Origin of the sequence: Paenibacillus humicus NBRC 102415 (genome assembly GCF_004000905.1) — a bacterium.
Taxonomy (GTDB): domain Bacteria; phylum Bacillota; class Bacilli; order Paenibacillales; family Paenibacillaceae; genus Paenibacillus_O; species Paenibacillus_O humicus.
Genome location: NZ_BIMD01000014.1, coordinates 93536 through 106572, shown reverse-complemented (window position 1 = coordinate 106572; position 13037 = coordinate 93536). Strand labels below are relative to the sequence as shown.

The following is a 13037-nucleotide window of genomic DNA, read 5'->3' as shown; positions in this document are numbered from 1 at the left end:
CTCCCGCATTGGCGCTGCTGCTCGCCGGCGCCGCTGCGGGCCTGGCCGGCGCGTTCGCCGATTCATGGCTCGGTGCGACCGTGCAGGCCATGTACCGCTGCCGGGTCTGCGGCAGCGAGACGGAGCGCGCCGTCCATTGCGGCGCCGCTTCCGAGCGCATCCGCGGCTTTGGCTGGATGACGAACGACGCGGTCAACCTGCTGTCTTCCTTGATGGCCGGGGCGCTGGCTGCCTTGCTCGGGGAGCTGCTCTAGCCTCGAAGACGGAGAAATGGCGGGAGGGTTTTTTCAATCCAAAGAAGAGCCGAATGAAAGCGCTGCTTCCATTCGGCTCTTCTTTCCTTCAGCAGCCTTGGCTGGCCGTGAAGTTTTCCAATTAAAACAACTTTGCTGACACTTGCCATTTCCCATGAAAAAAGCGTCCGTTCAAGCAGCTTGAGCTGCCTGTACGGACGCTTTTTGGAATGAAAGCTTATTTGGCCGAAGCCGTCAATTCCTCGAGCTGGCTGATGACGCTCTCGAACACGCTCATCGCCTGCTCGATCGGCTCCGGCGAGCTCATGTCGACGCCGGCCTTCTTGAGAATGTTGATCGAGAAGTCGCTGCCGCCGCTCTTCAGGAAGCCGAGGTAGCGGTCCACCGCCGGCTGTCCTTCCTCCAGAATCTGCTTGGCGAAGCTGGTGGCGGCGGAGAAGCCGGTCGCATATTTGTACACGTAGAAGCTGTTGTAGAAATGCGGGATGCGCGCCCACTCCATCTCGATGTCCTGATCCACGACCATGCCTTTGCCGTAGTAGAGGGCGTTGAGGTCGTAGTAGATCTTGGACAGCTCCTGCGGCGTCAGCGATTCGCCCGCTTCGGCCTTCTCGTGGATGATCTTCTCGAACTCCGCGAACATCGTCTGGCGGAACACGGTCGTGCGGAACTGGTCCGCGTAATAGGTCAGGAGGTACATCTTCTCCTTCGGATCCGTGGATTTGTTCAGCAGGTAGTCCATCAGCAGCGCTTCGTTCAGCGTGGACGCCACTTCGGCGAGGAAGATGGTGTACTGCGCGTCGCGGTACTTCTGGTTGCCGTCGGAATAGTACGAGTGGAGGGCATGGCCCATCTCGTGCGTCAGCGTGAACATGCTGTTGAGGTTGTCCTTGTGGTTCAGCAGCACGTACGGATGCGTTCCGTAGGCTCCCCAGCTGTATGCGCCGCTGCGCTTGCCTTCGTTCTCATAGACGTCGATCCAGCTGTTGGAGTAGCCTTCCCGAAGCGCCTTGCCATAGTCTTCGCCCAGCGGCTTCAAGCTCTCCGCTGTGATTTTCTTGGCCTCGTCGAACGTGATCTTCATGTCGAACTCGTCCACGAGCGGGGCGAACAGATCGTACATATGCAGCTCATCGACGCCGAGCAGCTTTTTGCGAAGCTCCATGTAGCGGTACATGAGCGGAAGCGACTTGTGCACCGTGTCGATCAGGTTCGTATAGACCGTCTTCGGAATGTTGTCTCCATAGAGAGACATCTCGAGGACGGAAGGATATTTGCGCGCCTTGGCATAAAAGACGTTCTTGGTCACATTCGAGCTGAGCGTCGAGGCCAGCGTGTTTTTGAGCTTGCCGTATGTAGCGTACATCGTCTTGAACGCGTCCTCGCGGACCTGGCGGTTGCGGCTCTCGAGAAACTCGATGTAGCGGCCGTGGGAGAGCTCGACTTCCTCGCCCTTCTCGTTCTTGACCTTGGGGAACTTCAGATCGGCATTGTTCAGCATGCTGAAGATCGTCTGCGGCGAAGAGCTGATGTTGCCGACCTGGGCCAGCAGCGATTCTTCATTCTTGGAGAGGACATGGGCTTTCTGGCGCTTCATCTCCTCCAGCGTATGGCGGAAAGGAGCGAGCTCAGGATCGGCGATGTAGGCATCGAGCTTGTCGTCGGGAAGGGCGAGCACCTCGGGCGTAATGAAGCTGAGAGCTTCTCCGGCTTCGACGCTCAGGCGCTGCGATTTTTCGGACAGGGCCTGGAATTCGGGCTCGGCCGTATCCTCGTGATGCTTCATGTTGGCATACACGTACAGACGCTCCACATGGTAGCCCAGATCGTCTTCCAGCTCGAAGCAAGCTTTGAGCTTGGCGGCGTCGCCGAGCGTGCCCTGATAGGAAGCGACGGATTTAAGCTTGGTCTTGGCTTCCTGATATTCCTTGTCCCAGGCTTTCTGGTCGGCGAAAATGTCTTCCAGCTTCCAGCGGAATTCTGGCGCGGTCTCGGAACGTTTCGGTACTTGGCTCATAGTCGGCCTCCTTGTCGGGGTCTTGGATAGGGCCTGAGCGGGGGGCGGGAACGCCCCGCCGGCTCCGGATCGGGACAGGACCGCTTCGCTCTGTTCGGAAATCCGCTGGGGACTTCCAGGCAGCAGGCTGAGGGACAGGAGCAGCGGAATCCATTTCATGATATGACCTCCAAACCAGGCATAGTCTGCCTAGTATGGCATGTCTTTCCCCTCGTTATGTCCCCAGGCTGAACAAGGTCATGACAACGACGAGGAAAGCGAATGCCACGAGCACGATGGCGGTCAAGGCGAGCGGCTTGCGCAGCCGCTCGGGGATCTGGTTCCGGCTCATGAGGATGACGGCCCCCAGGACGAAAGCGGAAAGAATGAAAATGGCAGCGGAAGTCGTATCCATCGCTAAGGGTTGCCTCCATTGCGGATTGCTGACGGCTGCCTGCATGGGCGGGGAAGCCGGCGCGGCCTTGCATAGGGGCAGGACAATAGACAACGCGCAACCGCTCGGTTATCCCATTCGGTGCGGAGCGCCGTTTTCCTGCCGGATGTTCGGAACGGTCAGACTTCGCGGAGCGCTTCCAGGATGGCGGTGCGCTCTTCCTCTCGTCCGACGAAGTCGCTTGCACGGAACCTGTTCTCCGCCCAGTGCATCATTTCGGGACGGGATACGAACGTAAAGCATTCTTCGCCCCACTGGTCCGATATTTCCCTGGCGATGAGCGTTTTTCCGTGGACCTCCACATTGAGCATGTTGTATTTGTCGCGTTTATAGATCTGATGCTTCTTAATCACGTGGCTTTTGTCCTCCCGTTATTTGTTATCCCTTCATCATAGCGTTAAAAAAGGCTGGAAATCAACCGCCGGATCGGTTAGGATCTAACCATCTCCAGAATATGGAGATTCTGCCGGTGCCGAGAGAGCGCCGGAGAAGAAGAGCGGAGGAGAAGCAGAATGAGCTTGGGAATGGGAATGAAGCCTTACGAGCAGCAGGGAGTCGCCGTCACTTGCCGGAGCCTCGAGGAGTACATGGCCATGTTCGGGCTGTCCGGGGAGGACCTGGCTGCCGGCGAGATCGCGGATGTCGCGGGCGGAGCCTCGTCGTTCACCGCGGATGCGGCTGCGCGCGGCTATCGGGCAGCGGCATTCGATCCTACGTATGGAACCGCTGTCCCTCAGTGGCATGAAGCTGCGCTTGCGGAGATCGACGCGTCGACGGCCAAGCTGGAGCGGCTGAAGAATCAGTTCGACTGGAGCTATTACGGCGATCTCGACCGGCACCGGTCGGGCAGGATGGCGGCGCTCGGGCGGTCGGCCGCAGATCGGGCGCTGCCCGGAGCGGAGTACCGCTACGTCGCGGCAAGCCTGCCGGAGCTTCCGGCGGCGGACGGGCGGTTCGCGCTTGTCGTCTGCAGCCACTTCCTGTTTTTATATGCGGAGTCGTTCGGCTATGAATTCCACCGCCGTTCGCTCCTCGAAATGATGCGCATCTGCGCGCCAGGAGGCCGGGTTCTGGTCTACCCGCTGCTGTCTCTGCGATGGGAGCCGAATGCGGATCTGGAACTATTGATGGAAGCGGTTGCGGCTGCAGGCGGAATCACGGAGCTTATGCCGTCCCGACTGCCGTTCATCCCAGGCTCCGACCGGTTTTTGCAGATCTCGATTCCGGTACGGTAAAAAATGGATTTAACCGTTCCGGCTCGTTGCAATCGGCATGGCTGGTGTGTATAATGGGCTTATTCGCCGCTCTCCAAGGCGGCGTCATTTTAGGAGGTTGTTCATTTGAAAGGAACAGTTAAGTGGTTCAACGCAGAAAAAGGCTACGGTTTCATTCAAGTCGAGAACGGTGAAGACGTATTCGTTCACTTCTCTGCTATCCAAACCGACGGCTTCAAGTCGCTGGACGAAGGTCAAGCTGTAGAATTCGACATTACGGACGGCAACCGCGGTCCTCAAGCTGCTAACGTCGTTAAACTGTAGGTTTATAAGATCCGCTTAGGCGGGTTTGCTTCTAATAGAGCAGAACAAGGCCCCCTCAAGGGGGCCTTGTTTTTTTGCGCCTTTTTTTAGTTCCGGGAACAAGCATGGATGGCGAGGATGCTGGCCGATGCCGTCAAGGCTAGGCCGGAGGCGATGTAGAAAAACGGCGCGCTGCCCAGATGCTGGAACCAGTAGCCCCCGGCGAGGCCGCTGATTACGCCGGCGATTCCCGTCCATACGACGGCATACAGCGCCATTCCGGAAGCGCGGTATTGATCGGGAATGACCGTCGCGACATAACGGATGGCCGTCGAGAAAAAGATGCCGAACGATACGCTGTGCATCAGCTGCGTCAGCAGGAACAGCGACGGATCCTCGATACGGGCGTTGAGGAAAAAGCGCACGGCGTACATAGCGGCTGCGATGGCAAGCAACGGAAGCTCCTTGAACCGGCTGCCGTACCGTCCAAGCAGGAACAGGACGGGAATTTCGCTCAGCGAGGACAGCGACCATGCCGCCCCGACAAGCGCATCGCTCGCGCCGCGCTCGCGCATGGCGAGCGCGAGGAAGCCGTCGTTCATCCGGTGGGCGACGGAAAGGACGAGCACGATGGAGAAGAAGGCGATGATGTCCGGCCTGCGGACAAGCTTGACGAGGCCGGAGAAGTCCATTTTGCCGCTCGCTCCGCGATAGTCTCTCAGCTGCCATGCGATTACGAGCGACACCGCCGTCGTAATCAGCGCGATCGATACGGTCGCTCCCGTTCCGGTGAGCTTCAGCACCAATCCGATGGCATAGGCGGCCATGCAGAAGCCGAGCGAGCCGAATATGCGGATAAGCGCATAAGGGCGTCCCGTATGGGGAGCCGACATCAGAAGCAGGCTGTCCGAGAGCGGGTTGACGGGAGTCTGGCACAGATAGAAGGCGGCCATGACAAGCGCCACCGGACCGAAGGCGCTGAGCGGAAGAAGCAGGGCGGCGAAAGCGAGCTGCCCGAACAGCAGGGCGAGAAGAATGCGGCGGATCGTGCGGTATTTGTCGCTCAGCGCCCCTGCGACAAGATTGGCTGCAATCGACAGCATCGGACCCGAGGAATAAATGAAGCCGATTTGCTGGCTCGAAAAGCCCTTGTCGATGAAGTAGAGCGGGAAATAGGAGACAAGGACAGCCTGGGTAGCATAGATGGAAAAGCAGAACGCCCGAAGTTTCCAGGCTTCCCGGGCTGCTGCTCCGGGCGCCATCAACGTTCGGGAGGCGGTCATGTCGGACATGTGCCAAGCTTCACTCCTGTCGATGTCATTATTCCGTCTGCAAGAACTCTTGAAAGTATAGCATGGACGGTCGGCAAGGCGACATTGTTTTCGGCTTCGGCACTGGATTTTAGGGTTTCGGGATGGTAAAGTTATTTTGGAGGTTTACCATGGGGAATCGTTATTTCCGTACGGACAGCCGGCTCGGAATCCCGCTTCCGTCGCTGGACAGGCGGTGGGAGGAATACGAGGCCGGCGAACAGCTGTTCATCATCGAGCAGTGGGAGCTGATCCGCGGCCGCATACCGGATCTGGTCAAGGCTTTCGAGGACAGGATCCGGGACAAGCAGGAGATGCTCCAGGACGAGGATGACTTCAGCCATTCCTGCATCCTGAACAGCGAGATCGCCGAGCTTGCAAGCCGGATCAACGATCTGCATATCTGGTACCGCGTCAATCAGGAGATTGAACTGCGGCGCCATTCCTAAGCAAATTCGGGAGGCGCCATACATGAGCGAACGAACATTGACAGCCGGCAAAGCGCCGGCAGAGCCATTGCGCCTGATGTACCGGGTGTACAAATACGCGCTTCCGGACGTCTCGGCGGAGCTCGAGAGCCTCAGGCAGCGCGCCGAGCGCATACCCGATCCCGAGCTCCGGACGCAGGCTCTGAGCAGCATGAAGGAAAAGAGGTTCCATTGCCAGGGAGGCTCCGTATACGCAATCGCGGATCCGGCTTCCCGCAAGGTCCTCATACCGCTGATCGTCGCGCTGCAGACGATCAGCGACTATCTGGACAACTTATGCGACCGAAGCACATCGCTGGATGCCGACGATTTTCGGCTGCTGCACCGCTCCATGCTGGATGCCGTCGATCCCGACGCGGAGCTGACGGATTATTACGCGCTGCGGGCGGAGCGCGACGACGGCGGCTATTTGCATCATCTGGTGCGCACCTGCCAGCGCCAGGCGGCCATGCTGCCCGGCTATGCCGCCGCGCAGCCGGAAGTATCCCGGCTGGTCGGCCTCTACGGCGATCTGCAGGTGTACAAGCATATCGCCAAGGATTTGCGGGAGGAGAAGCTGCTGGCGTGGTGGGAGCTGCACCGACGGGAGTACCCCGAGCTCCGGTGGAACGAATTCGCCGCGGCGACGGGCTCGACCCTCGGCATGTTCACGCTGTTCGCCGCCGCTCTGGATCCGGCTCTGACGCCGGAGAGAGCGGCAGAGGTCAGAAGGGCTTACTTCCCCCATGTATGCGGGCTTCATATTCTTCTGGACTACTTGATCGACCAGGAGGAGGATCGCGAGGGCGGAGACCTCAACTTCTGCAACTACTATAGCGGAACGGCCGAGGCCGCCCAGCGGATCGGAGAGATCGTCCGGCGGGCCCGCGAGGATATCCGCAGGCTGCCGGAGCCCGGCTTCCACCGGATGATCGTTGAAGGGCTTCTGGCTCTTTATTTGTCCGACCCCAAGGTCAGCGGCCAGCAGGATGTCCGCAGCGTATCACGCAAGCTGATGAGGCGCAGCCCGCTGACCCGCTTGTTCTTCTTCATGAACAGCGTGGTCATCCGCCGCATCCGCGCCTAATAACGAAGCTGTAAGCCATTTTTCAAATAAATATGCGTCATTGGAGGATTTACACATGTCAGCTGTTAAATCGATTGCTGTTCTGACCAGCGGCGGGGATTCCCAGGGAATGAACGCTGCCGTGCGCGCCGTGGTGCGCAGCGCCCTGTATTACGGACTGGATGTATATGGCGTCCAGAGAGGCTACCAAGGCTTGATCAACGATGACATCCGTCCCATGGACCTGCGAAGCGTCGGCGATATCATCCAGCGCGGAGGCACGGTGCTGCAGACAGCCCGCTGCAAGGAGTTCCTGACGCCGGAAGGCCAGCAAAAGGGGGCTGACGTACTGCGCGAGCGGGGCATCGACGGACTAATCGTCATCGGCGGGGACGGCTCCTACCAAGGTGCGAACAAGCTGAGCAAGCTCGGCATCAAGACGATGGCATTGCCGGGCACGATCGACAACGATATCGCATATACCGATTTCACCATCGGATTCGACACGGCCGTCAGCATCGTCGTGGACGCCATCAACAAGCTGCGCGACACGATGACCTCGCATGAGCGCTCGTCCATCGTCGAAGTCATGGGCCGCCATTGCGGCGATATCGCTCTCTATGCCGGTCTGGCGAGCGGAGCGGAGACGATCATCGTGCCCGAGGTGGAGTACGATCTGGACGAGGTGTCCCGCCGGATGCAGGACAACTTCAAGCACGGCAAGCGCCACAGCATCATCGTCGTCGCCGAAGGCGCGGGCAAAGGCGAGAACGTCGCCCAGCATATTACGGACTGCTGCGGCATCGAGCCGCGCACGACCGTGCTCGGCCATATTCAGCGCGGCGGGGCGCCGACCCACAACGACCGCATCCTTGCGAGCCAGCTTGGCGATTTTGCCGTACGCCAGCTTATGGAAGGCCATTCGGCCAAGTCCTGCGGCATCATCAAAGGCGAGCTGACCGCGACCGACATCGACCTTGTCGTCAACACGAAGAAGCCGTTCAACATGGAGCTGTACAACCTGGCTCTCCGCTTGTCCCAATAACAAGTGTTGCCGTTCAAAGAACCAAGCCCTGTCCTGCGGCCCTAAGCCGCAGCGGCAGGGCTTTCTGGCAGCCGGGCGCTGAGTAGGCCCCTAACGACGACATCTCTCAAGGAGGAATCATCTATGTTCCTGTATAAGATCGAGATTCAGCTTGAACAAGGGCAGGCGCATCTGATCGTGCTCGCCGCGACAGACGAAAAGGCGTTTTCCTACGTGGAGAGCCATGTGCAGCGGCATTTCCTGAAGGTTCCCGAGATGACCTCCATCGCAATCGTGGAGAAGAAAAGGACGGAGCCGGGCAACGGCTATGTGATCGAGGGATAGCGGCGCGGAATGCGGAATGAAAAAGGTCAGCAGCCTCATGGAGGCTGCTGACCTTTTTTTGCGGGTGGAAGCGAAGTCATCGCCGCTTCCTCCGAATCGTTGGGAATGAGTGCGGTTATTTGAAATTGGCGCTTTCGGTATAGCTGTTGCCTGCATTCCAGAGCAGGTATTCCTCGACGCCCGTATCGTGCAGCGCCTTGATCTGGGCTTCCACTTCGGTTTTGCCGTACTTGATATAATGGCCCTTGCCGAGCCAGCTGGCGGTGAAGTCCTGGATCCATGGCCGGATGACGGGCTTGTAGCTGCCGATCGGATCGAGCTTTTTGTGCGTGTCCACCATCGAGCCCTTGATGACCTGGTAAGGACTCGTGTCGGGGTTGGAGGCGCCGAACCAGCCGGTGGAATAATGGCTTGGATAGACCATCGGGCTGATTACGTCGACATACTTGGAAATCTTCACGAAATCCTGGCCGATGCCTTCCGCTGCCGGAACAGAGGCGGCGTAACCGAAGATGTCGACCGATACCCTGACGTTGAGAGGGGCCAGCTGCTCTCTGGCGTACTTGACGAATCCGGCGACCGCGTCGACGCGGCTGATGTCGGTCTTCTCATACTTGAGCGTGTCGGCTTTCTTCTCGAAGCCTTCAGGGAAGCGGACGTAATCGAACTGGATCTCCTTGAAGCCGAGCTTGGCGGCTTCCTTGGCGACCGCGATGTTGTAATCCCATACTTCCTTGGAGTAAGGATTGACGAAGGCATCGCCTTTGCCGTTTTTCCAAAGCGTGCCGTCCGGCCGGACGTAGCTCAGCTCATGATGCTTCTCGGCGAGCACGGTATCCTTGAACACGACGATCCGGGCGATCGGATAGACGTCATGCTCCTTGAGCTGGGACATCAGGGAAGGCATGTCCTTGATGTATTTCTTGGCGGTGCCGAGCTTGAGCAGCTCGGCGTTGTCCGTCGGATACGTCAAGTAGCCGTTGTCGTCCTTGATGTCGACGACCATGCTGTTGAGATCCGTTTTGTCCAGAAGGCTCAGCAGCTTCGGAAGCCGGGCTCCGCCCGCGCTGTGCGCGGTCACGTAGATGCCTTTGACGGCGGGAGCGTCCGGCTGCGGATCCTTTTTGACGTAGTCGCCTCCGCCGGCATCCGGCGCCTGCACTTCTTTGGCCGGAACGGCCATGACTTCCTTGCCTGCGGCGGCGTTGAGGTAGGTGGCCATCATCCCATGGGATGCGTCTGCCTGCTGGCCGGTTCCTCCGGAGAGGAGCTGCATGAGGAGCAGCAGCGTCGAGTAAACCATTTCCATTCTATTCTCTCCCTATGTACTCTTCTCTTGAGATTATAAAACAGAATGGGTATGGCTGACACAAGAAATTTCATGCAAGTTGTTGAATAAGGGCGAATGATGTCTTTATGCAACCGATAAGTGGAAAAGGGATGCATTTGTAAATGCGGACAACCAAAAAACCCGCCTCGAGGAGAGGCGGGCAGCCAGGCGCATTCGGAACGGGATGTTCCTAGTTCCCCGGGCTTTCGCCTTGGGAGACGAAGCCTGCGGGCAGGGCCGGGCATTTAATGCAAAAGCGTTTGTTTCTGGTATTCACAAATGCTTTGCTGGACGATTTCCATTGCATCGGCCGGTTCCAGAACCGAAAATCCGTCCCGCAGGACGATTTTGAGGCCAAGCTCATGCTCCGTGAGGAAGGAATGAAGCTCAGGCGCCAATTTTTCCACAATCCTCGAAAGTTTGACCGTTTCCATATCCACCTTGCATCACCCTTTCTCATCGATGTGTTCAGGGCAGAACGCTGGGCATGAAACATGAACTACGGGATAGGGTCAGTATACCATCTCAAGGCCGCCATTCAAAGGGAAGCGGAGAGAAATCCGCTGCTGCCCAGAGCATCCGTTCAATTCGCATTGCGCCTGAAATCGCCGAGAATGCCGACCGTCTCCACGATATTGACGAAAGCCTTGGGATCGAGCTTGCGCACCATCCGCTTCAGCTCGTCCAGCTCGTAGCGTGTCGTGACGGTCATCAGCATGTCGTTTTCCTCGGAGGTGAATGCTCCCCTCGTGCGGATGACGGTGACTCCCCGGGGCCGCGCAAGCATCTGCTGGAGCATGTCCTCCGTGCGCTTGGTAATGATGAACACGGTGACTTTGAGATGGCGGATATGAATGATATCCACGATTTTCCCGGCGGTAAAAATCGAAATGAGCGAATATAAAGCAATTTCGGCGCTGCGGGTGAACGCGGCGAGAATGACGATCACAAGGCCGTTGAGAAGAAAAATCAGCATGCCGACGGGAAGATCGCGGGTGCGGCTGACGATGGAGGCGATGACGTCGAATCCCCCGGAGGAGCCCCCGGCCCGCAGGCAAAGTCCGGTTCCGAAGCCGAGGACGATGCCGCCGAATACCGATCCGAGCAAAATATCCCGGGCCAGCATGTCGACGGGAATCAGCTGCATGAATAGGGAGGCCGCAGCGACGGAATAGGCGCTCCAGCCGACGAACCGCTTGCCGAGCGTGAACCATCCCCAGATCAGCACCGGAATGTTGAGCACCAGATACAGCCAGCCGATATTGCTGTTCGTCAGATAACCGATCATCATGGAGATCCCGGAAATGCCGCCGCTCAGCAGCTGGTGGGGGATGAGCAGCAGATTGAACGCGACGGCGATCATCAGCGAACCCGCTGTGACGGAAAGCCAGGACAAAGCGGCACGCATTGGTTTCATGAGGACCTCCGATCGGAATGGCATTGTATAGCCTGGGGAGCGAAGCGGAAAGCTATTTGACATGTCCACCCTAGTATGGCTTTGCATGCGGCTGGTATTCATGCATGTCTTTGTGCTATACTAAACAGGATATTTTTGAAGCGAGCTTTACAAAGAGAAGGAGTTTGGATAAGATTTGAAAACATTTGCTGAATTTGGCCTCGACCCTAAGGTGTTGCAGGCAATTACAGAGCTTGGGTTCGAGGAATCCACGCCTATTCAAGACAAGTCCATTCCGATCGCGATGAGCGGCAGCGATATGATTGGCCAAGCACAGACCGGTACAGGCAAGACGGCGGCGTTCGGTATTCCGCTGATCAACAAGATTCCATCCAGCGAAGAACGCATCGTGGCCCTGATCATGACGCCGACCCGCGAGCTGGCCATCCAGGTTGCCGAAGAAATCGGCAAGCTTTCCCGCTTCAAGGGAACCCGTTCCCTTCCGATCTACGGCGGTCAGGAAATCGGACGCCAGATCCGCGCTCTGAAGAAGCGCCCGCAAATCATTATCGGTACTCCAGGACGTCTTCTTGACCATATCAACCGCAAGACGATCAAGCTGGACGATGTCCAGACCGTCGTTCTCGACGAAGCGGATGAAATGCTGGACATGGGCTTCATGGAAGACATCACGTCGATTTTGAGCCTCGTGCCGGAAGAACGCCAGACGATGCTCTTCTCCGCGACGATGCCTCCGAACATCCAGCGTCTTGCCCAGCAATTCCTCAAAAATCCGGAGCATGTTTCCGTTATTCCGAAACAAGTCAGCGCTCCGCTGATCGCCCAGGCTTACATCGAAGTTCACGAGCGCCAGAAATTCGACGCCTTGAGCCGCCTGCTCGATATGGAAAGCCCTGAGCTCGCCATCATTTTCGGACGCACGAAGCGCCGGGTAGACGAGCTGAGCGAAGCTCTCCAAAAGCGCGGCTACTCCGCGGACGGACTGCACGGCGACCTGTCCCAGAACCAGCGCGACAACGTCATGCGCAAGTTCCGCGACGGCAGCATCGATGTCCTCGTGGCGACGGACGTTGCGGCACGCGGTCTCGACGTATCGGGCGTAACGCATGTCATCAACTTCGACCTTCCGCAGGATCCGGAGAGCTACGTTCACCGGATCGGCCGTACCGGCCGTGCAGGCAAGGAAGGAACGGCATGGAGCTTCGTGACGCCGCGCGAGACGGATCACCTTCACTTCATCGAGAAGGTTACCCGCCAGCGCATCACGAAGAAGCCTGTGCCCAGCCTGGCAGAGGCAATCGAAGGCAAGCAGCGCATTACAGCCGAGCGTATCCTTGAAATCGCGCAAAGCGAAAGCTTCCAGGAATACAAAGGCATTGCGATCCAGCTTCTGGAGCAGTACGATTCCGTCAATCTGCTCGCCTCGGCGATCAAGCTGATCACAGGCGAGAAGAAGGATGTCAACGTCGAGCTTACGCCTGAAGATCCGATCCGCGCCAAAAAGCGTCGACCGGATGTTCGCTCCAACGGCCGCCGGTTCTCCGGCAGCGGTTATGGCGGCGGCAACCGCAGCGGCAGCGGAAGCTCCGGCGGCAGCGGTCCTCGCGGACGCAGCAGCTACGGCAGCGGCGGCGGCAGCAGCTACGGCGGCAACCGCAGCAGCAGCCGTGACGGCTACAAGCCAAGAACGGAAGGCGGCCGCGGTTATGAAGGCCGCAGCTACGAAAACCGCAGCAGCAGCGAAACGCGCCGGCCGACGGAAGGCTGATTTTCAAAACCAAAGCCGGGAAATCCCAATGCGGATTTCCCGGCTTTTTCAATTCGACTTTCATAAGCGAACGCCCGCGGCCAACAAGG

The 13037-nt window shown here is 58.3% G+C and carries 15 protein-coding genes; 8 read left to right on the top strand and 7 right to left on the bottom strand.

From position 1 onward, the window contains the following. On the top strand, positions 1-254 hold a 254-nt coding region (locus tag PHU01S_RS11350), incomplete at its 5' end, for a DUF92 domain-containing protein (RefSeq protein WP_127507664.1). 217 nt (positions 255-471) lie between these two features. On the opposite strand, the gene pepF is transcribed toward PHU01S_RS11350, so the two are convergent. The 3 genes from pepF to PHU01S_RS11335 form a co-directional block, all read right to left on the bottom strand. After that, on the bottom strand, positions 472-2271 hold the full coding sequence (gene pepF, locus PHU01S_RS11345) for an oligoendopeptidase F (RefSeq protein ID WP_127507679.1): 1800 nt from the start codon (positions 2269-2271) through the stop codon (positions 472-474). Positions 2272-2485: 214 nt separating this feature from the next. Beyond that, complete coding sequence (locus tag PHU01S_RS11340; RefSeq protein WP_021882110.1) at positions 2486-2665, bottom strand: hypothetical protein; 180 nt, start codon at positions 2663-2665, stop codon at positions 2486-2488. A gap of 158 nt (positions 2666-2823) precedes the next feature. After that, positions 2824-3057: a hypothetical protein gene (locus PHU01S_RS11335; protein ID WP_021882109.1), complete on the bottom strand. Its 234-nt coding sequence runs from the start codon at positions 3055-3057 to the stop codon at positions 2824-2826. Positions 3058-3216: 159 nt separating this feature from the next. On the opposite strand from PHU01S_RS11335, the gene PHU01S_RS11330 reads away from it, so the two are divergent. Both PHU01S_RS11330 and PHU01S_RS11325 read left to right on the top strand, forming a co-directional pair. After that, positions 3217-3939, top strand: coding sequence for a class I SAM-dependent methyltransferase (locus PHU01S_RS11330; protein ID WP_246029215.1), 723 nt, complete (start codon positions 3217-3219; stop codon positions 3937-3939). A 105-nt stretch (positions 3940-4044) separates the two neighbouring features. Beyond that, positions 4045-4242 (top strand): cold shock domain-containing protein, encoded by a 198-nt coding sequence (locus tag PHU01S_RS11325; protein WP_021882190.1) that lies wholly within the window; start codon positions 4045-4047, stop codon positions 4240-4242. A gap of 86 nt (positions 4243-4328) precedes the next feature. On the opposite strand, the gene PHU01S_RS11320 is transcribed toward PHU01S_RS11325, so the two are convergent. After that, positions 4329-5513, bottom strand: coding sequence for an MFS transporter (locus PHU01S_RS11320; protein WP_232313227.1), 1185 nt, complete (start codon positions 5511-5513; stop codon positions 4329-4331). Positions 5514-5662: 149 nt separating this feature from the next. On the opposite strand from PHU01S_RS11320, the gene PHU01S_RS11315 reads away from it, so the two are divergent. The 4 genes from PHU01S_RS11315 to PHU01S_RS11300 all read left to right on the top strand — a co-directional run bounded on the left by PHU01S_RS11315 (position 5663) and on the right by PHU01S_RS11300 (position 8433). Then, positions 5663-5980, top strand: coding sequence for a hypothetical protein (locus PHU01S_RS11315; protein WP_127507662.1), 318 nt, complete (start codon positions 5663-5665; stop codon positions 5978-5980). A 22-nt stretch (positions 5981-6002) separates the two neighbouring features. Beyond that, entirely contained in the window at positions 6003-7085 is a 1083-nt protein-coding gene (locus PHU01S_RS11310; protein WP_127507660.1) for a tetraprenyl-beta-curcumene synthase family protein, read from the top strand. Positions 7086-7140: 55 nt separating this feature from the next. Beyond that, positions 7141-8109: a 6-phosphofructokinase gene (gene pfkA / locus PHU01S_RS11305; RefSeq protein ID WP_048748577.1), complete on the top strand. Its 969-nt coding sequence runs from the start codon at positions 7141-7143 to the stop codon at positions 8107-8109. 123 nt (positions 8110-8232) lie between these two features. Continuing rightward, entirely contained in the window at positions 8233-8433 is a 201-nt protein-coding gene (locus PHU01S_RS11300; protein ID WP_021881691.1) for a DUF3906 family protein, read from the top strand. Between the two features lie 115 nt (positions 8434-8548). Here PHU01S_RS11300 and PHU01S_RS11295 read toward each other — a convergent pair whose 3' ends face one another. From PHU01S_RS11295 to PHU01S_RS11285, 3 genes are all read right to left on the bottom strand, one after another. Then, the gene (locus PHU01S_RS11295) at positions 8549-9742 is read right to left on the bottom strand and encodes a putative glycoside hydrolase (RefSeq protein WP_021881692.1); all 1194 of its coding nucleotides are present in this window, start codon (positions 9740-9742) and stop codon (positions 8549-8551) included. A 266-nt stretch (positions 9743-10008) separates the two neighbouring features. Beyond that, positions 10009-10197 carry a hypothetical protein gene (locus PHU01S_RS11290; protein ID WP_174806358.1) on the bottom strand — a complete coding sequence of 63 codons (189 nt, stop codon included), beginning with the start codon at positions 10195-10197 and terminating at the stop codon, positions 10009-10011. A 149-nt stretch (positions 10198-10346) separates the two neighbouring features. Beyond that, positions 10347-11180 (bottom strand): YitT family protein, encoded by an 834-nt coding sequence (locus tag PHU01S_RS11285; protein ID WP_083436556.1) that lies wholly within the window; start codon positions 11178-11180, stop codon positions 10347-10349. Between the two features lie 175 nt (positions 11181-11355). Between PHU01S_RS11285 and cshA the strand changes: the two genes are divergently transcribed. Beyond that, the gene (gene cshA / locus PHU01S_RS11280; RefSeq protein ID WP_049867076.1) at positions 11356-12948 is read left to right on the top strand and encodes a degradosome RNA helicase CshA; all 1593 of its coding nucleotides are present in this window, start codon (positions 11356-11358) and stop codon (positions 12946-12948) included. Positions 12949-13037 lie beyond the last annotated feature (89 nt).